The 17,008-nt window shown below is 75.4% G+C and carries 17 protein-coding genes; 11 read left to right on the top strand and 6 right to left on the bottom strand.

What is annotated here, in order from left to right; genetic code table 11:
- Positions 1-20: 20 nt before the first annotated feature.
- A complete protein-coding gene (locus AB1207_RS11535) occupies positions 21-1,463 on the bottom strand; it encodes an NAD(P)H-quinone dehydrogenase (protein WP_367638432.1) in 1,443 nt (480 codons plus the stop codon).
- A gap of 29 nt (positions 1,464-1,492) precedes the next feature.
- On the opposite strand from AB1207_RS11535, the gene AB1207_RS11530 reads away from it, so the two are divergent.
- Both AB1207_RS11530 and AB1207_RS11525 read left to right on the top strand, forming a co-directional pair.
- On the top strand, positions 1,493-1,957 hold the full coding sequence (locus tag AB1207_RS11530) for a gamma-glutamylcyclotransferase family protein (RefSeq protein ID WP_367638430.1): 465 nt from the start codon (positions 1,493-1,495) through the stop codon (positions 1,955-1,957).
- A 35-nt stretch (positions 1,958-1,992) separates the two neighbouring features.
- A complete protein-coding gene (locus tag AB1207_RS11525; RefSeq protein WP_367638429.1) occupies positions 1,993-2,817 on the top strand; it encodes a purine-nucleoside phosphorylase in 825 nt (274 codons plus the stop codon).
- Between the two features lie 8 nt (positions 2,818-2,825).
- On the opposite strand, the gene AB1207_RS11520 is transcribed toward AB1207_RS11525, so the two are convergent.
- Both AB1207_RS11520 and AB1207_RS11515 read right to left on the bottom strand, forming a co-directional pair.
- Positions 2,826-3,626: an ABC transporter permease gene (locus AB1207_RS11520; RefSeq protein WP_367638427.1), complete on the bottom strand. Its 801-nt coding sequence runs from the start codon at positions 3,624-3,626 to the stop codon at positions 2,826-2,828.
- Positions 3,623-4,603 (bottom strand): ATP-binding cassette domain-containing protein, encoded by a 981-nt coding sequence (locus tag AB1207_RS11515; protein WP_367638425.1) that lies wholly within the window; start codon positions 4,601-4,603, stop codon positions 3,623-3,625. The genes AB1207_RS11520 and AB1207_RS11515 overlap by 4 nt, the downstream gene beginning before the upstream one ends.
- A 190-nt stretch (positions 4,604-4,793) precedes the next feature.
- Between AB1207_RS11515 and AB1207_RS11510 the strand changes: the two genes are divergently transcribed.
- A complete protein-coding gene (locus AB1207_RS11510; RefSeq protein ID WP_367638424.1) occupies positions 4,794-6,158 on the top strand; it encodes a hypothetical protein in 1,365 nt (454 codons plus the stop codon).
- Positions 6,159-6,161: 3 nt separating this feature from the next.
- On the opposite strand, the gene AB1207_RS11505 is transcribed toward AB1207_RS11510, so the two are convergent.
- Entirely contained in the window at positions 6,162-7,160 is a 999-nt protein-coding gene (locus AB1207_RS11505) for a CobW family GTP-binding protein (protein WP_367638422.1), read from the bottom strand.
- 31 nt (positions 7,161-7,191) lie between these two features.
- On the opposite strand from AB1207_RS11505, the gene AB1207_RS11500 reads away from it, so the two are divergent.
- The 4 genes from AB1207_RS11500 to AB1207_RS11485 are packed head-to-tail and all read left to right on the top strand — an operon-like array spanning position 7,192 to position 11,066.
- Positions 7,192-8,868, top strand: a complete 1,677-nt coding sequence (locus AB1207_RS11500; protein ID WP_437178925.1) for a phospho-sugar mutase — start codon at positions 7,192-7,194, stop codon at positions 8,866-8,868.
- A gap of 49 nt (positions 8,869-8,917) precedes the next feature.
- On the top strand, positions 8,918-9,586 hold the full coding sequence (locus AB1207_RS11495; RefSeq protein WP_367638418.1) for a hypothetical protein: 669 nt from the start codon (positions 8,918-8,920) through the stop codon (positions 9,584-9,586).
- Between the two features lie 59 nt (positions 9,587-9,645).
- Positions 9,646-9,807 carry a helix-turn-helix domain-containing protein gene (locus AB1207_RS11490; protein ID WP_437178924.1) on the top strand — a complete coding sequence of 54 codons (162 nt, stop codon included), beginning with the start codon at positions 9,646-9,648 and terminating at the stop codon, positions 9,805-9,807.
- A 32-nt stretch (positions 9,808-9,839) separates the two neighbouring features.
- Positions 9,840-11,066 carry a DUF418 domain-containing protein gene (locus AB1207_RS11485; RefSeq protein ID WP_367638415.1) on the top strand — a complete coding sequence of 409 codons (1,227 nt, stop codon included), beginning with the start codon at positions 9,840-9,842 and terminating at the stop codon, positions 11,064-11,066.
- On the opposite strand, the gene AB1207_RS11480 is transcribed toward AB1207_RS11485, so the two are convergent.
- Positions 11,033-12,592 carry a PHP domain-containing protein gene (locus AB1207_RS11480; protein WP_367638414.1) on the bottom strand — a complete coding sequence of 520 codons (1,560 nt, stop codon included), beginning with the start codon at positions 12,590-12,592 and terminating at the stop codon, positions 11,033-11,035. The two genes, AB1207_RS11485 and AB1207_RS11480, sit on opposite strands and share 34 nt — an antisense overlap.
- A gap of 80 nt (positions 12,593-12,672) precedes the next feature.
- Between AB1207_RS11480 and AB1207_RS11475 the strand changes: the two genes are divergently transcribed.
- From AB1207_RS11475 to AB1207_RS11465, 3 genes are all read left to right on the top strand, one after another.
- Complete coding sequence (locus AB1207_RS11475; RefSeq protein ID WP_367638413.1) at positions 12,673-14,082, top strand: aldehyde dehydrogenase family protein; 1,410 nt, start codon at positions 12,673-12,675, stop codon at positions 14,080-14,082.
- Complete coding sequence (locus AB1207_RS11470; protein ID WP_367638412.1) at positions 14,075-14,710, top strand: aldehyde dehydrogenase family protein; 636 nt, start codon at positions 14,075-14,077, stop codon at positions 14,708-14,710. The genes AB1207_RS11475 and AB1207_RS11470 overlap by 8 nt, the downstream gene beginning before the upstream one ends.
- A gap of 174 nt (positions 14,711-14,884) precedes the next feature.
- Positions 14,885-15,454: a CvpA family protein gene (locus AB1207_RS11465; protein WP_367638411.1), complete on the top strand. Its 570-nt coding sequence runs from the start codon at positions 14,885-14,887 to the stop codon at positions 15,452-15,454.
- A 13-nt stretch (positions 15,455-15,467) separates the two neighbouring features.
- Here the strand turns inward: AB1207_RS11465 and AB1207_RS11460 are convergent, their stop codons facing one another.
- Positions 15,468-15,959 carry a MarR family winged helix-turn-helix transcriptional regulator gene (locus AB1207_RS11460; protein ID WP_367638409.1) on the bottom strand — a complete coding sequence of 164 codons (492 nt, stop codon included), beginning with the start codon at positions 15,957-15,959 and terminating at the stop codon, positions 15,468-15,470.
- Between the two features lie 88 nt (positions 15,960-16,047).
- Here AB1207_RS11460 and AB1207_RS11455 point away from each other — a divergent pair, with 88 nt between their 5' ends.
- The gene (locus AB1207_RS11455; RefSeq protein WP_367638408.1) at positions 16,048-16,965 is read left to right on the top strand and encodes an NADP-dependent oxidoreductase; all 918 of its coding nucleotides are present in this window, start codon (positions 16,048-16,050) and stop codon (positions 16,963-16,965) included.
- The last annotated feature ends 43 nt before the right edge of the window (positions 16,966-17,008 follow it).

The raw sequence follows: 17,008 nt of genomic DNA, 5'->3' as shown, positions 1-17,008 counted from the left end.
GCGGTCACCCGCCCACCCATCTACTCACCCATGACGTGCAGCTGCCGCGCGGCCTCGGCGATCGACCCCGACAGCGAGGGGTAGATCGTGAAGGCGTGGGCCACGTCGTCGACGTTGAGCCGCTTCTCGACGGCGAGGGTGACGGGGAAGATCAGCTCACTGGCCCGCGGGGCCACCACGACACCGCCGATGACCGTGCCGGACCCGGTGCGGCAGAACAGCTTCACGAACCCGTCGTGGATGCCGAGCATCTTGGCCCGCGCGTTCGTGGACAGCGGCAGCTTGATGATCTCGCCCTGCGCCTCACCGGAGTCGATCTGGGCCTGCGTCCAGCCGACGGTCGCGATCTCCGGGGACGTGAAGACGGTGGAGGCGACCGAACGCAGCTTCAGCGGGGCGACGGTGTCGCCGAGCGCGTGCCACATGGCGATCCGGCCCTGCATGGCCGCGACGGAGGCCAGCGGGAAGACGCCCGTGCAGTCCCCGGCCGCGTAGACCCCGCGCGCCGACGTGCGCGAGACCTTGTCGACGTCGATGTGCCCCGACTCCGACGTCCAGACGCCGGCCTCCTCCAGGCCGATGCCGGCGGTGTTCGGGACCGCCCCGACGGCGACGATGCAGTGCGAGCCCTCGACGGTGCGGCCGTCGGCGAGGGTGACGACGACGCGGTCGCCGTGCCGTTCGACCTTCTGCGCGCGCGAGCGGGACATGACGTCCATGCCGCGGCGGCGGAACACGCCTTCGAGCACCTCGGCGGCGTCGGCGTCCTCCCCGGGCAGGACCCGGTCGCGGGAGGAGACGAGCGTGACGTGCGCGCCGAGGGCGTCGTAGGCGTTGGCGAACTCGGCGCCCGTGACGCCGGAGCCGACGACGATGAGGTGCTCGGGCAGTTCGGTGAGGTCGTAGACCTGCTTCCAGGTGAGGATCCGCTCGCCGTCGGGCTGGGCGTCCGGCAGGGTCCGCGGGCTGGCCCCGACCGAGACGAGGACGACGTCGGCCTCGACGCGGGCGCCCTCGTCCTCCCCCTCGCGCACGACGAGGGCCTGCGGGCCGTCGAGCGCGCCGGCCCCGGACAGGATGCGGACGCCCTCCTTCTCCAGCCGCGCGCGGACGTCCATCGACTGCGCGAAGGCGAGCGCCTTGACGCGGGAGTGGACGCGGGCGAGGTCGACCGTCACGGCGCCCGCCGGTTCGGTGTCGGGGGCCGAGCCGCCGGGGAAGCGCACCCCGAGCTCGGAGGCGCCGCCGACCGTCGCCATGAGCTCGGCCGTGGCGATGAGCGTCTTGGACGGGACGACGTCGGTGAGGACGGTGGACCCGCCGAGACCGTCGCGTTCGACGACGGTGACGTCGGAACCGAGCTGGGCCGCGACGAGCGCGGCCTCGTACCCGCCGGGGCCGCCGCCGAGCACGGCGACCCGGGTGGCCTTGGCTGCTGCTGAGGACGCACTGGTGGGACTCACACCCCCATGCTCCCCTACCCTCTTCAACCGTGCCTGCCCCCTCGCCCGCCTACGCCGCGTACGCGACCAACCTCGACCCCGAGGTCATGTCCCGGAAGGCGCCGCACTCCCCCTTGCGCTCGACGGGGTGGTTGCAGGACTGGCGGCTGACGTTCGGCGGGGAGGACCGCAGCTGGGAGGGTCCGCTGGCCACGGTCGTGGAGGCCCCCGGCGACCAGGTCTACGTCGCGCTGTACGACCTCACCGAGGCGGACGAGACGCGCCTGGACGCCTCCGAGGGCATGGACATCGGCCTGTTCCGCAAGATCCGCGTGCGCGTCAAGACGCTCGAGGGCGACGTGGTGGCGTGGACGTACGTCCTGGACGACTACGAGGGCGGCCTGCCGACGGCGAAGTACCTCGGCCGCCTGGCCGACGCCGCCGAGGCCGGAGGCGCCCCGCACGACTACGTGCTGGGCCTGCGCGCCCGCCCCTGCCGCTCCAACGACGCCTGACGCCGGGGACGCCCGGCCCCACTAGGGTGCCGCGCGTGACCGACACCCTCGCCCCCCAGGACCCCTTCACCCTCGCCGAGGAGTCCGCCGCCACCCTGGCCGAGCGCACGGGCGTCCCGCGGCACGACGTCGCCCTCGTGCTGGGTTCGGGGTGGGCCGCCGCGGCCGACCGGCTCGGCGAGGTCGTCGCCGAGGTGCCCGCCCCCGAGCTGCCGGGGTTCCGCGCGCCCGCCGTCGTCGGCCACGGCGGGACGGTCCGCTCGATCAGCGTGCCCCGCGAGGGCGCGGACCCGCTGCGCGCGCTGGTGCTGCCGCGCAGCCACTACTACGAGGGCCACGGCGTGCGGGCTGTGGCGCACGGCGTCCGCGTCGCGGCCGCCGCGGGCTGCCGGACGATCGTCCTGACGAACGGCTGCGGCGGGCTGGACCGCTCGATCGCCCCCGGCTCGCCCGTCCTCATCTCCGACCACCTCAACCTCACGGGCGCGACGACGCTGGAGGGGCCGACGTTCGTCGACCTCACCGACCTCTACGCGGCCGAGCTGCGCGACCTGGCGCGGACGGTGGACCCGTCGCTGCGCGAGGGTGTCTACGCCCAGTTCCACGGCCCCCAGTACGAGACGCCGGCCGAGGTGCGCATGGCCGGGGTCCTGGGGGCGTCCCTCGTCGGGATGTCCACGGCCTTGGAGGCCGTCGCGGCCCGCCACGTCGGGATGCGCGTGCTCGGGTTCTCCCTCGTGACGAACCTCGCGGCGGGCGTCTCGGACGAGCCGCTGTCCCACGAGGAGGTCCTGCAGGCCGGCCGGGACGCGGCCGGTCGCTGCGCGGACCTCCTCGCGGGGGTCGTCCCGCTGCTCTGAGCCGGCCGTCAGCGTGCGGCGGCCCGCTGGTACTGGCGGGTCGCCAGCGGGACGAAGACGAGCAGGATGACGACGATCCACGCCAGCGTGTAGAGCTCGGCGTTCTGCAGCGCCCACGACTCCGGCGCCGGCCCGGGACCGACGTTGCCGAAGCGTTCCCGGGCGGCCTGGACGAGCGTGGAGACGGGGTTCCACTCCGCGATCGTCCGCAGGACCGACGGGTAGCTCTCGATCGGGACGAACCCGTTCGTCAGGAACGTGATCGGGAAGATCGTGATGAACGTGAGGTTGTTGAACGCCTCCGGCGTCCGGATGAGCAGCCCCAGCAGCGCCATGCACCACGAGATGGCGTAGGCGAACAGCAGCAGCAGCCCGTAGGCGATGACGGCGTCCAGCACGGACGTCCGGATGCGCCAGCCGACGACGAGACCCGTCAGCGACATGATGACGACGACGATGACGTTCGTGACGACGTCGGAACTCGTGCGGCCCACCAGCACGGCCGACTGCGCCATCGGCAGCGACCGGAACCGCTCGATGATGCCCTTCTGCATGTCGTCGGCCAGGCCGGCGCCCGTGATGGTCGCCCCGAAGATGACCGTCTGGGCGAAGATCCCCGGCACGAGGAACTCCCGGTAGTTCACCCCGGGGACCTCGATGGCGCCGCCGAAGACGTACCCGAACAGCAGGATGAACATGATGGGCGAGATGAGCGTCCCGACCAGCAGGTCGGGGATCCGCTTGATCTTGATGAGGTTGCGCTTGGCGACGACGGAGCCGTCGGCCAGGACCATCCCGAGGGAACTCACGCGTCCGCCCCTTCCTGCTCGGTGACCAGTTCTTCCGCGGGCTTGCCCGTCAGGGTCAGGAAGACGTCGTCCATCGTGGGCCGGCGCAGCCCGGCGTCCAGCGGGACGACCCCGGCCTCCTCGAGCCGGCGCAGCCCGTCCACCAGGGCGGGGGTGCCGCCGCTGACCGGGACGGTGACGCGCCGGGCGCGCCGGTCGACCTGGACCTCGCCCACGGCCAGCGGCTGCAGGGCGGTGACCGTCGTCGGGACCTCGTGGTCGGCGGCGACGACCAGCTCGATGCGCTGACCGCCCACCTGCGTCTTGAGCTCGTCGGCCGTGCCGCGGGCGATGACCCGGCCGTGGTCGATGACGACGATGTCGTCCGCGAGGCGCTCGGCCTCCTCGAGGTACTGCGTCGTCAGCAGCAGCGTCGTGCCGCCCTGGACCATCGTCGTCAGCAGTTCCCACATGTCGTTGCGCGACCGCGGGTCCAGACCCGTCGTCGGCTCGTCGAGGAACAGGACGGGCGGCGAGGCGACGAGCGCGCCCGCGAGGTCGAGGCGGCGGCGCATCCCGCCGGAGTACGTCTTGGCGACGCGGTTCGCCGCGTCGGTCAGCCGGAACTGCTCGAGCAGCTCAGTCGCCCGTTCGCGGGACCGCTTGCGACCCAGGTGGTACAGCCGCCCGACCATGTCGAGGTTCTCGAACCCGGTGAGGTTCTCGTCGACGGCCGCGTACTGGCCCGACAGACCGATGCGCCGGCGCACCTCCCGCGGGTCCCCCACGACGTCGACGCCCGCCACGGTCGCCGTGCCCTCGTCGGGCACGAGCAGCGTCGTGAGCATCCGCACCGTCGTCGTCTTGCCCGCGCCGTTCGGCCCGAGCAGGGCCAGCACCGTCCCTTCCGGGACGTCGATGTCGACCCCCGCCACCGCGGTGACGTCGCCGTACCGCTTCACCAACCCCCGCGCCTGGACCGCGTGACCACCCGTCATGGCTCCGACCCTAGAGAAGACCTCCGACACACCGCCCGCCCTTTCCCACAGCTCGTCCTCAGCCGGCTCCCGGCCCACCCCCTCGACTCGGCCCGCGCCCGGAACTCATCGGCCGCTCCGGCCGCTGACCGGACGTGGTCCCCCACCCCGGCAGCTCACGAACCCGCCCCGGAGCGCCGATGCACTGGGCGTGGCAGCTGCGCACGGTGGTCCCCGTCCGACCCGTCGCGCCGCGGCGGTCCTGGGGGCCGCCGCGGTCGCCGGGCTGTTCGCGCCCGCCGGCCGGGCCCGGGCCCTGTCCGCGCCCGCTCCCCGGATCCCGCGCGGGGTCCGCGCCCGCCGGCCCGGTGCACCGGTGACCGCGCTCGCGGTGGACCCTCCCCGCTGGGCTGGTGCCCCCACCCGCCTGGCCGGGCTCCTGCCCGCCTCGGCCGGTGCCGTCGAGGCGGCGGTCATCGCCGTCCGGGACGCCCGCGACGGCGCCCACGACGTGGCGCACACCGGTCCCTGCTCCGTGCCCGCGGACGGGCTCGCGCTGACGGGGCGGGCCGTGCTGGCGCCCGGCCGGTACACGGCGTGGGTCTCCCACCTCCGAGGCGGCCGGTGGGTCGACCAGGAGCACCGCACCTTCGAGGTCCCCGCCGCGCTGCCCGCACCGCCGCGCGACACCGCGCGCCGCTCCGGCGCCTACCTCGGCTGGCCCCAGACCCCGGCGGACCTGACCGCCTGGGGCCGTCGCCGGGGTCGCCCCGTCGAGGTCGCCGGGGAGTACCTGGACCACCGGCGGTGGGAGTGGATCGCCCAGCCCACGTCCGTGCTGTCCGCCTACGGCGACGGCGCCTGGAGCGCCCCGCTCGTCCTGTCGGTACCCCTCCTGGCGGACCCGACACCGCAGGACCCCGCCCCCTCGCTCGCCGCGGTGGCCGACGGCCGGTACGACGCCCCGTTCCGGACGCTGGCGCGGTCCCTGGCGGCGCAAGGCCTCGGCGCGACGACCCTGCGGCTCGGCTGGGAGGCGAACTCCCCGGAGAACTACTCCTGGTCCGCGGTCCCCGACCCGGCCGCCTACCGGGCGGCGTTCCGCCGCGTCGTGGAGGTCGTCCGCCGGGAGGCGCCCGCGGCGCGGTTCGACTGGGGGCTGACGGTCGCCGTCGACGGAGGGTTCGACTTCCGCCACTGCTACCCCGGTGACGACGTCGTCGACGTCGTCGGGATCGACGTCTACGACATGAGCCCGCAGGGACTCGCGGCCGACGAGCGGTGGGACTGGTACCAGTGCGCCCCCGGTGGCCTCGACGACGTCGCGGAGTTCGCGGTCGCCCACGGCAAACCCGTCGGCGTCGACGAGTGGGCGCTCGCCTCGAGCACGTGGAACGGCGGCGGCGACGACCCGCGGTTCGTCGACCGGTTCCGCGCGTGGATGGACCGCTGGCCCGTGGCGCACGAGATCTACAACGAGGTCGAGTACCCGTACTCCGACGGCCGGCTCCTGCTCGGCGGCCGGAACCCGCGGGCGGCGGCGGAGTACGTGGCGCAGTTCCGGGCGGGGGCCTGACCCTCAGACACCCTCGGTGCTGCGCAGCACGCCCATGAGCGCCCACTCGTCGGGCGGTTCCGACCCCGCGTGCACGCAGTTCCGCAGGTCCGCGAGCAGCGCGGGCGCGTCGAGCCCGGCGCCGATGAGGACGAGTTCCGTCGTCCGCGGTGCGCCCCGCGGCCAGGCGCCCCGGGTGAACCGCACCGCCGCCCCGACCGTCTGCAGCAGGTAGCGCTCGTCCGCCCCCGCGAACCGGACGGGCCCCTTGACGCGGAACACCCCCGAGGGCCGCGCGTCGAGGAACGCCGTGAACTTGCGCGGGTCCAGCGGTTCGGGGCTGCGGAACTCCACGGCGTCGTAGAAGGAGTGCAGGTGCTCCTCCGGCGCCGGCACCGCCTCCCCCAGCGCCAGCTGACGCGTGCGCGGCGGGCCGGCCTCGAACAGCAGCCGCGGGTCCAGGGAACCGTTCGCCGCGGGCACGACGGGTGCCCACGCGTTGAGCTCGCGGCACCGTTCCGTCAGCCGGGCCACCGCGGCGTCGTCGAGCAGGTCGGTCTTGCTGAGGATGACGACGTCCGCCATCGCGACGTGGTCGTCGAGCTGGGGGTGGCGCTGCCGGACGGTCTCGAACTCGACCCCGTCGACGACGACGACCAGTCCGCCGTACCGGATGCCCGGCACCGTGCTCGCGAGGACCTGGCGCACCATCGCCGCGGGTTCGGCGACCCCGCTGGCCTCGACCACCACCGCGTCCAGGGCGTCCCGGCCGCGCCGGGCCGTGAGCCGGGCCAGGAGTTCGTCGACCGTCCCGTCCTCGGTCGAGCAGCACAGGCAACCGTTCTCCAGCGACACCGTGCTGTCGGCCCAGCCGGACACGAGGAGCGCGTCGACGCCGACGGCGCCGAAGTCGTTGACGACCACCCCGAGGCGGACGTCGGCCGCCGAGCGCAGCAGGTGGTTGAGCACGGTCGTCTTCCCGGCGCCGAGGAACCCGGCGAGGACGACGACGGGGGTGCTCACCCCGCCATGGTCGCACCCGTCCCCTCGTAGGCTGCCGCCCGTGAGCGCACCCCTGACGGACCGGGTCCGGACCTGGATCGACGACGACCCCGACGAGCGCGACCGGGCCGAGCTCGAGGACCTGCTGGCCGCGGCGCGGTCCGGGTCCGCGGCGGCGACCGCCGACCTGCAGGACCGGTTCTCCGGCCCGCTGGAGTTCGGGACGGCCGGGCTGCGGGGCCGCGTCGGCGCCGGGGAGCACCGGATGAACCGCGCCGTCGTGCAGCGCGCCGCGGCCGGGCTGGGCGCGTGGCTCACCGCGCGGTTCGAGCGGCCGCGCGTCGTCGTCGGGCTCGACGCCCGGAACGGGTCGCGGGAGTTCGCCGACGACTCCGCCGCCGTCCTGACGGCCGCCGGCTGCGAAGTGCTCCTGCTCCCCCGGCCGCTGCCGACCCCCGTGCTCGCCTTCGCGGTCCGCCACCTCGACGCCGACGCCGGCGTCATGGTCACCGCGAGCCACAACCCGGCTGCGGACAACGGGTACAAGGTCTACCTGGGCGGCCGGGCGACCGGCCCCGAGGGCCGCGGCGTGCAGATCGTGCCCCCGGTGGACGCCGAGATCGCGGAGCGGATCGCCGCCGTCGGGCCGTTGCGCGACCTGCCCCGCGCCGGGTCCGGGTGGACCGTGCTCTCCGACGACGTCGTCGAGCACTACCTCGCAGCGATCATCGCCGCCGTGGGAGCGGGGGAACCGGGCCGCGACCCGCGGATCGTCGTCACGGCGATGCACGGGGTCGGCGGCCCCGTGCTGCTGGAGGCGTTGCGCCGCGGCGGATTCCGCGACGTCCACTCCGTCGCCGAGCAGGCCGACCCGGACCCGGCGTTCCCGACCGTGCCGTTCCCCAACCCCGAGGAACCCGGTGCGCTGGACCGCGCGGTGGCCCTCGCCCGGGAGGTCGGGGCCGACGTCGTCCTGGCCGTCGACCCGGACGCAGACCGGTGCTGCGTCGCCGTACCGACTCCTGAGGGTTTCCGGCAGCTCAGCGGTGACGACCTCGGCCGGCTGCTGGGCTCCGAACTCGCGGCGCCGGGGGCCGTGCTGGCCTGCTCGATCGTGAGTTCGCAGGCCCTGCAAGGGGTCGCGGGCCGCACCGGCGCCCGGTTCGCCTCGGCCCTGACGGGGTTCAAGTGGATCGCGCGGGTGCCCGAGCTGACGTTCGGGTACGAGGAGGCCATCGGGTACTGCGTCGCGCCCGAGGTCGTGCGGGACAAGGACGGCATCTCGGCCTCGCTGCTGGTGGCGACCGTCGTCCGCCGCGAACTCGGGGCCGGCCGGACGCTCCTGGACGTCCTCGACGACCTGGACCGGGCCGACGGCGTGCACCTCACGGCGCCCGTGACGGTGCGGGTCGAGGACCTGGCCGTCATCCCGGCGACGATGGCGCGGCTGCGCGCCGAACCCCCGAGGCAGCTCGGCGGTTCCGCGGTGACGTCGGTGGAGGACCTCGCCGACGGTCTCGACGGCCTGCCGCCCACCGACGGGTTGCGGTTCCGGACCGCCGACGGGACGCGGGTCGTCGTCCGCCCCAGCGGCACCGAGCCCAAGCTCAAGAGCTACTGCGAGGTCGTCGCCGACGTGCCGGACGGGGCCGACCTGGCCGGGGTGCGGCAGGCCGCGCGCGAGCGCCTCGACGCCGTCCTGGCCGACGTGCGGGCGGTCACGGCCTGAGTTCGGCGAACGCGTGACACATCGACTGTCGATGTGTCACGCTCCCGGCATGGCGTATCGATTGTCGATGGTCCCGCGGATCGCGCAGCGGTTCGGGGTGCACACCCGGGCGCACGCCATCAGGCTCTGCGCCCACCTCGCGCGACGGCTCGGGATCTTCTGCCTCGTCGTGGCGGCCCTCCTCCTGCTCGGCTCGAGTTCGCGGGAGGTCACGCTCCCGGTCGCCTCGTTCAGCGGGACCTGGGGGACGGGCGAGGTCCAGGGACTCGTGACGTCCCCCGCAGCACCCCCGGGGGCCACCGTCCACACCCCGGACACCAGCTCGATCGGGCGGCTCTCGATCTCCTTCCCCGCGACGACGCTGGAACGGTTGCTCGCGGCGGCTCCCGGCTGGCTCGGCTGGGCCAGCGTCGGGGCGGCGCTCGTCTGGCTGGCCCCGCTGCTGCGAGGCTTCGCCGAGGGCGACCCGTTCGCTCCCGGGAACGCCGGCCGGCTGCGGGGCATCGCGGGGGCGGCGTTCGTCGTCACCCACGTCGTCCCGCTGCTCACTCCGCTGACGGCGGCACTCGCGCTGCACCGGCTCGGCGCCTCGGGCTGGACCCCCGACTGGGGGTTCCCCGTCCACAGCTCGCTCGTCTTCGTCCTCCTGCTGTTCCTGCTCGCCGGCGCGCTGGACGTCGGCCGGCGGCTGCAGGTCGACAGCGAAGGGCTCGTGTGAGCGACCACGCCCCGCACCGCGTCGTCTGCCACCTCGACCGGCTGCTCGCCGACCGCGGGATGACGCTGGCCGAGCTCGCCGCCCGCGTCGGGGTGACCGTCGTGAACCTGTCGGTCCTGAAGAACGACCGGGCCCGCGCGGTCCGCTTCTCGACCCTCACGGCGATCTGCGACGTGCTGCAGTGCCAGCCCGGCGACGTGTTCAGCGTGCAGCCGCGGTGAACGGGACACCCGCCGGGCAGGAGGATCGGGACGTGGACACCACCGGCCGCGGGAGCGCGGCGCTCGCGACTCCGACCCCGCTGGCGGCGCGCAGCCCCGCGCCGGACGTGGCGCGCGGCGCGATGCTCCTGCTCATCGCGGTGGCCAACGCGCCGCTGCACCTGTGGGGCGCGCACTCGGTCGCCGGCGGGGTGGCGGACCGGATCGCGCAGACCCTCTCGCTCGTGGTCGTCGACGGCCGGACGTACCCGATGTTCGCCTTCCTGTTCGGGTACGGGATCGTCCAGCTGCACCGCCGCCAGCGCGCCGCGGGCGTCTCCCGCGACGAGGCGCGGCGGCTGCTGCGCCGCCGGCACGGGTGGATGGTCGCCGTCGGCGCCGTGCACGCCCTGCTGCTGTGGTCCGGCGACGTCATCGGTGCCTACGGCCTCATCGGGCTCGTCCTGACCGCGGCGTTCCTCGACCGGCGCGACCGGACGATCGCCGTGTGGATCGGGGTCCTGACCGGTCTGCTGCTGCTGTCGACGGCCCTGGTGGGTGGCTGGGCGGGCGCCGCCGCTCCGACCGGTCCCGCGGTGGCCGACGGCGACCCGCCGGCGCTGCCGGAACCGGCGGCGGTGGAGGGCTACCTGCTCGCGGCGGCGGTGCGGTTCGGGTACTGGATGCTCCAGCTGCTGCTGGACTGGCTCCTGCTGGTCATGCCGCTGGCCGTGCTGGTGGCCTTCCTCGCCGCTCGCCACCAGGTGCTGGAGCGGCCCGCGGACCACCTGCGACTGCTGCGGTGGACCGCGGCGACAGGCATCGCGGTGGGGTGGGGGGCCGGACTGGTCATGGCCCTGCAGCACCTCGGGGTGCTCAGGACCGACGCGCCGGCGGGGCTCGGCCTGCTCCTGCTGCAGAACTGCGCCGGTCTGGCCTGCGGCCTGGGGTACGCCGCCCTCTTCGGCCTCCTGGCCGTCCGGTGGGGCGACCGGCGCGGGCCGGTGGTCCGGGCACTGCTGGCCACCGGGCGCCGGTCGATGACCTGCTATCTCGCGCAGTCGGTGGTCTTCGCACCGCTGATGAGCGCCTGGGGGCTGGGGCTCGGTGCGCACCTGTCGAGCTGGTCGATCGCCCTCGCCGCGGTCGCCACGTGGGCGGCGACCGTGGCGCTGGCCGTGGGGCTGGAGCGGGCCGGGCGGCGCGGGCCGGCCGAGACCCTGCTGCGCCGACTGACCTACCCGCGTCAGACCACGTCGACGAACACCGGGTTCGTGTAGCACCACAGGTCGTCCCACGGGTCGGAGTCGCCGATGCGGTCGACGCGGGGGTGACCGTCGGCGTCGGCGTGCCGGCCGTCGCTGCCGCGGAAGCGGACGTACAGCGGGTCGGCGACCCCGCGCAGGACGGTCCGGAAGACCTGCGGGCCGGTGGCGTGCGCGGGCACCTCGAAGCTCTCGACGACCCGGGTGCCGGGCGCTTCGAACAGGTCGCGGTCGACGTCGGCGACCCGGCCGGTGACCGTGCCGACGATGACGTCCCAGCGCGCCGACCGCGGCACCTCGCCGCTGCCGTTGGCCTCCGTGGCGGGGTCGACGCGCAGTTCGACCTCCACGTCGCCGCCGCGGGCCACGCTCGTGCGCGCCCCGAACGTCACCCCGGGACCGGGACCGGTGCGCACGCGCCCCTCCACGGCGCGCACGAGACCGCCGTGGACCACGAAGACGCGCCCGGACCGCAGGGCCGCCATGACCGAGCGGTAGTCGCGGGTGGTCGAGCCGACGCAGGTGCGGGAGTAGAAACCGGGCGCGAAGTCGACGTACCCGTGCTGGACGACGCCCGTCTCGACGGGTTCCCCGCGCGAACCGTGGCGGCGGTAGTGCTCGAGGGAGGGGTTCCCGACGCGGACCGTGTCGCCGATGTCGAAGTGGTTGTCGGAGTTCGCCGTGATCCACCACGGCAGGCCCTCGGCCAGCAGGGAGTCCCACAGCCCGCCCATCCGCGCCGTCGCGGCGTCGAACCCGCCCCACGTCCGGTACTGGTCCAGGTCGTACCCGGGGAACGACCAGCGGCCGGGGCTCTCGTCGTACTGACCCCGTCCGCGCCCGCGCCCGAGCGGCGCCGGGAGCGCGGCGGCCTGGTGCCCGGGGGCGCCCTCCCAGCCGACGAACACCCCGGGGGCGGCGTCGCGCCAGCCGCGCACCTTCGACGGCGAGACCCGACCGGTGCGCATGGGGTGGTTGGACAGCACGAGCGCCTCCCCCACCCCTCCGGTGCGCAGTTCCTCGACGAGCCACGCGAGGGCGTCGAGGCCGAGCTGCTCGGCCACCGGCCCGCCCTCGACGGAGTCCCGGATCAGCTCCGGCCCGCCGGGGTTCTGCCGGGCGGCGAGGACGTCGCCGTCGAACATGCGCTCGAAGCGCTGCAGCAGGTCGGGGGTGCCCTCGTGCTCGGGGGCGATGAACGTCGCGTGCTCGGCGCCCGGGATGTTCCACTCCATGCCCTGGAAGACGAGGACGTCGTGCCGGCGACGGGCCTGCGCGATGAGCGGGGTCTGCAGGGCGACGGACTGCTTGGCGTGGTCGGGTCCGCCGTGGTCGGTGATGACCATCCAGTCCAGCCCGCACTCGTGACCGCGGCGCACCTGGTCGTCGACGGAGTACATGGCGTCGCGGGAGAACGTCGTGTGGATGTGGTGGTCGCCCGCGTACCAGGCGTACTCGCGGTCGTCGCCCGCCGTGGTCACCGGGTCGGCGGGGAGCGGGTGGGGATGGGAGTGCGGGTGCTCGTGCTGGTGGGCGGCCACGGGCCCACCCTCTCAGTGCGCTGGACGCATCCCCCGAACGGCCCTCTCAGAACACAGGAACCTCAGTAGACTCACGCTTCGTGAGCGCTTCGCTACCGGATGTCGTCGTGGGACTGACCGCCCCGCGGGAGTCCCCGCTGCGCGTCACCACCCGGGACCTGCCTGCCGCCGCCGACTCCCTCGCCGCGTCGCCGACCCCCGCCCCGGGCACGGCGACCCTGCCCGACGAGGTGCCCGGCCTCGTCCTCGCGGACGGACCCGGGGGCCCGACGAGCACCCCCGGCGCGACCGGCGACCTGCTCGACGTGCTGGCCCCCACGACGGGCGAACGCCTCCTGCGGGTGGAGGACACCGGGCCCGACCTCGCCCGCGACATCGCCACGGCGGTCGCCGCCACCAGCCGCACCGACTGGGCCTGGCTCTCGGCCCAGGACCGGGCACGTTTCCTCTTCGCCGTCTCCGACGTCCTGGCCGGCCACGTGCGTGCCCTCGCCGTCACCGCGGCCCTGACGACCGGTCGTCCCCTGGCCGCCGGCTTCACCCTGGACGCCCCGGCGGCGCACGCCGCCGCGTTCTCCGCCGCCGGCTGGGCCGACAAGCTCGAGAGCGTCGGCGCCGCGCACCGGCCGGGCGGCGGGGTCGTCGTGCTGCTGACGACCTGGCGCACGAGCACGGCCGACGCGCTGAGCGCCGTCGTCGCCGCCCTCGCCACCGGGTGCGGTGTCGTGCTGCGGGCCCGGCCGGCGGCCGCTGCGACCGCGCGGCAGTTCGTCCGGCTCCTGGAGGAGGCCGGGTTGCCGTCCGGGCTCGTCCGGTCGGCACCGGGCGCCGACGCCGCGACGGACGCGGTCCTGTGGGCCCACCCCGACCTCGTCGCGGTCCGCGCGGACGGTTCCGCCGAGGACCTGCGGTCGGTCGGCGTCGCGCTCGCCGGGCGCGGAACGCCGCTGCTGCAGCGCCCCGACGCCCCGCACGTCGACGTCGTCCTCGCCGGCGCCGACCTCGAGGCCGTCTCCGTCGCCCTCGTGGAGGCCGCGATCGGCGGCGCTCACGAACGTCCCGGCGGCTCCCGCGTGCTCGCGCACCGCTCCGTCGTCGACGCGCTCGTGGCCCGGGTCGCTCCCGCGGTCTCGCGTCTGCACACCGGCCACCCGCTGGACCGCGCGACGGCCGTCGGCCCGGTGCCCACCCCGCACCTGGCGCGGGCCGCGCGCGAGGTCCTCGACGCGACGGCGGGTCTGCCCGCCGGCCTGCCCCCGGGCGGCTGGTGGGCACCCCCCGGCATCGCGACCGTCGGCCGGCACAGCGCGTGGCCGCCCCCCGGCCCCGTCCTGGGGGTCCGGTCGGTCCGCTCCGCCGACGACGCCCTCACCCACCTCGCGGGCGCCGGCTCGGTGACCGTGTGGGGCGGCGAGCTCGGCACGGAGGTGCCCGCCCCGCCGGACGCGCGGCGCGACGCCCTCGACCTGCTCCGGGCGTGCCGTGGGTGAACGCCCCGTCCGGCCCCGCTCCCCCGCCCAGAGCGCCGCTCGGCGCGGGCGGGCGCTGCTGGCCGCCGCCGCCGAGGTGGAGTCGGGTCGCCAGCGGTTCGTCGAGCAGGTCCGCCGCGCGCACCGCTGCCGGATCTCCGAGGCCGTGACGCAGGTCGACGGGTGCATCGACACGATCGTCCGGTGGGCCGGTTGGGCCGACAAGCTCGACCTCGTGCTGCCCGTGGCCGCCGGCGGCCGACGGCCACCTCCGTTGGGCGTGCTGGCCCCCGAGGAGTTCCTCGGCGCGGCCCGCGTCCTGTGCTCCGCGCTCGCCGCGGGCGCCCGCTGCGTCGTCGCGCACGAGTCCGCCGCCGTGGGCGCGCTCGTCGACGTGGTGGCCGCCGAGTTCCCCGCCGAGGCCGTCACGGTGGTGGCCCGCGACGCCGACACGGTGCGCAAGCTCGCCACGACCGTGACGCTGCTCGACGCGCGCGCGGCCCCCGGCGACTGGGACGCCGGCCTGCGCCTGGCCTGCGCCGAGGCCGGGACCCGCGTCCTGCCGCCGTTGCCCGCCGAGCACCTCGCCGACCTCGACGACCTCGCGCTGGTCGGGCCGTTGTTCACCGGCGCCGTCCGGCCCGCCTGACCCCGCCACCCGGCAGGACGGGGCGGGGCCGAGGAGGGGGCGGGCGGGACCCGTGGACGTCCCGTGCACGTCCGGTGCGCGCTCCGACGGAGCCTCGGGGGAAACCCTGAACCGACCCTGAAGTTCCTGCCGCACAGCTGTTCCGGCAGCCACCCGCGTGCCTACGGTCCCTACGTGGACATCCCCTTCCTCCCCCCGCACCTGCTCGGCGGGGTCCGCCCCGCCGGCCTCCTCGTGCTGGCCCTGGCGGTGTTGATCGTCGTCCTGGCCGCCCGCTCCGGCTGGCGCAACGGGGCCTCGCGCCTCGTGCTGGCGCTCCTCGGCCTCGGCGCCGGGGCCTTCGCCGGGTTCACCGTCGCCGACCGGATCGACGCCCGGTGGCCGCAGACCGGCTGGAACGAGGTCGCCCTCGTCGCCGGCACCGTCGTCGTGCTCGCCGTGGTCGGCGCCGGCCTCGGTGGCGCGCTCGGCACCGCCCTGTCCCGGGCGTTGAACGCCGTCCACCTGCGGGTCGTGGACCGCGCCGCCGGGGCGGTCCTGCGCGGCGGTCTCGCCGTCCTGGTCCTCGCCCTCGTCCTGCCCCTGCTGCCCGGCAACCCCGTCGGCGGCCTGGGTGGCCCCGGCGGGTTCGGCGGAGCCGGCCTGGACCGCGCCCGCCAGGTCGTGACCAGCGCCTTCGACGGCGCCGCCCCGGCCGCCGGGCACGAGCTCGGGCGACTGGTCGACGCCGCCCCCGGCCGCTGACCCGACCGGGACCTCAGCCCCGCCGGCGCCGCGGACGCGCCGAGCGGGGCGGAGCGTTGCGCAGCCGGTCGCGCACCGGACCGAGGACCGCGCTCAGCGCCCCGACGTCCCCGTCGGGCACCGCTTCGACCAGCAGGCTGCGCACGACCTCGACGTGCCCGGGCATGACGTCGGCGAGCACCGCGCGACCGCTGTCGGTGAGCCGGACGACGGTGCTCCGCTCGTCCTCCGGTGACGGTTCGCGGGCGATGAGGCCCCGCTTCTCCAGCTGCCCCGCCTGGTAGGTGAAGCCGCTGCGGCTGTAGACGATGCGGTCGGCCAGGTCCGTCATGCGGTACTGCGGCGCAGCGGGGGCGGCGAGCAGCGCGAGCACCTGGAACTGCACCGGGCTCAGGTCGCCGTCGGCGCGCAGCTGGTCCGCGACGGCCTGCTGCAGGAGGTTGCCGACCTCGGTGAGGGCGAGGTACGCCGCGAGCTGCTGGTCGCTTAGTCCGTTGCGGTCCACTCCTCCAGACTACTTGCGTCGAATTCGAAGCAGTCGTAGTCTCTCCATGTGCTTCAAATTCGAAGCGCCTGACGAGAGGAAGCCCCCCGTGCGTGCAGTCCAGGTCACCCGCTTCGGAACCCCCGACGTCCTGCAGGTCGCCGAGGTCGACCAGCCCGTCCCCGCCCCCGGCGAGGTGCTCGTCCGGGTCGCCGGCACCACCTTCAACGCCGTCGACGCCGCCATCCGCTCGGGCGTCATGACCGAGCTCATCCCCGTGCAGCTGCCGTACACCCCCGGGCTGGAGGTCTCCGGGACCGTGGTGGCGGACGGCGTCGAGACGGACGAGCACGTCGTGGCCTTCCTCGGCGTGCCCGTCGGTGGCGGGGCGGCGGAGTTCGCCGCCGTCCCTCGCGACCTTCTGGTCCCCGCCCCCCGGTCGGTCCCGCTGGCCGACGCGGCGGTCCTGCCGGTCGCCGGCCTCACCGCGTTCCAGGGCCTGTTCGACCACGGCCGCCTGCAGGCCGGGGAACGCGTCCTGGTCAACGGCGCGGGCGGCGGGGTCGGAGGTTTCGCGGTGCAGCTGGCCAAGCGCGCCGGCGCGCACGTGATCGCCACGGCCGGCCCCCGCAGCCGGGACGCCGTCCTGGCGCGCGGCGCGGACGAGGTCGTCGACTACACCGCCACGTCCCTGGCCGACGCCCTCGACGGACCCGTCGACCTGCTGTTCAACAACGTCTCCGGGGACCCGGCGCAGCTGAGCCGCCTCACCGACCTCGTGCGCCCCGGCGGGCGCGCCGTGAGCGCCCCGCCGCTGCCGCTGACCGACGACGAGGCGCGCGACGTGCACTGGACGGTCCTGTACGTCCGCAACGACACCGCGCAGCTGGCGGACCTGGTCCGCGCGGTCGACGCCGGGGAACTCGTCCTCGACGTCTCGCAGCGCCGCCCCCTGGCCGACCTCGCCGCGGTCCACGCGGACGGGGAGGCCGGCCGGTTCCGCGGCCGTGTCGTCGTGACCCTCTGAGGGCCCCGAAAACCCCTCGCCGGGAGTTCCCGGCCGAACCTAG

It is taken from the genome of Kineococcus endophyticus, from assembly GCF_040796495.1.
Lineage (GTDB): Bacteria > Actinomycetota > Actinomycetes > Actinomycetales > Kineococcaceae > Kineococcus > Kineococcus endophyticus.
This window is presented reverse-complemented; position numbering and strand designations above follow the sequence as displayed.

Bases quoted from the DNA above. Each gene is read 5' to 3' on its own strand.
- AB1207_RS11515 (WP_367638425.1), bottom strand. From the start codon at position 4,603: ATGACGGGTGGTCACGCGGTCCAGGCGCGGGGGTTGGTGAAGCGGTAC.
- AB1207_RS11495 (WP_367638418.1), top strand. From the start codon at position 8,918: ATGGCGTATCGATTGTCGATGGTCCCGCGGATCGCGCAGCGGTTCGGG.
- AB1207_RS11490 (WP_437178924.1), top strand. From the start codon at position 9,646: ATGACGCTGGCCGAGCTCGCCGCCCGCGTCGGGGTGACCGTCGTGAAC.